The sequence below is a fragment of the Tropicimonas sp. IMCC6043 genome (genome assembly GCF_004146235.1).
Lineage (GTDB): Bacteria > Pseudomonadota > Alphaproteobacteria > Rhodobacterales > Rhodobacteraceae > Tropicimonas.
Map to the genome: position 1 here is coordinate 1 of NZ_SELO01000140.1, position 765 is coordinate 765.

At 59.7% G+C, this 765-nt stretch carries 1 pseudogene; it reads right to left on the minus strand.

The window, feature by feature from the left end:
- Positions 1 to 127: 127 nt before the first annotated feature.
- Positions 128 to 496 (minus strand): annotated as a pseudogene (locus tag EU800_RS26130) (IS3 family transposase); the annotation flags it as partial.
- Positions 497 to 765: the final 269 nt, after the last annotated feature.

Below are 765 nucleotides of genomic sequence, written 5' to 3' on the forward strand. Positions count from 1 at the left end.
TACAACTTCGCCCGAAGGCTCAAGACCCTCAGCGGTCTCACGCCATACGAATACATCTGCAAGATCTGGACTTCAGAGCCAGACAGATTCAATGTCGATCCGATCCACCAAATGCCGGGACTGAACAGAATGCGATCAGCGCCTCGCGGACGTCTTCGACGGTGTCGAAAGTCCTGACCCACAGCAGGTTCTCCTTGAGGGTCCGGATGAAGCGCTCGGCGCAGCCGTTGCCCTCGGGGGCCCGTATGAAGGCCGGTGAGGACGAGATGCCCAGCCACCGGATCTCGCTTTGAAAGTCGTGAGACATGTACTGTGACCCATGATCGTGGCGCAGGCTCAGCCCGACGGCGACATCCTTGCCGATAGCGCCGAAGCGGGCCGTGACGCCCTGGCGCACCGGCTCCAGCGCCTCGTGGCATGTACCGCGCATCGCGGCATGGATGCCGACGCACTCGATCGAGCAATGATCGACGGCGACAAACACCGCCACTTGGCCGTGCTCCCTCGTCACCGCGGAGACAGGGAACGGCAGCAGAGAGCCCAGAGCGGCCAGATTGAAATCGCTCAACGCCATACCCAAGAATAAGATGGTCTGCCTTTGATCGTCGAAGTGCACGCCCTTCAACCAAAGGTCTCAATCCGGATTTCCCAAGCGATCTGAGGTTTCCGCTCGGCTGATCGGTGTATTTCTGTTATTTTTTCAGTGAGTTGGGCAGTGTCAGGGGGAGATCTCATGGCTCACCCATCGGGTGCGGGGCCTCGGGA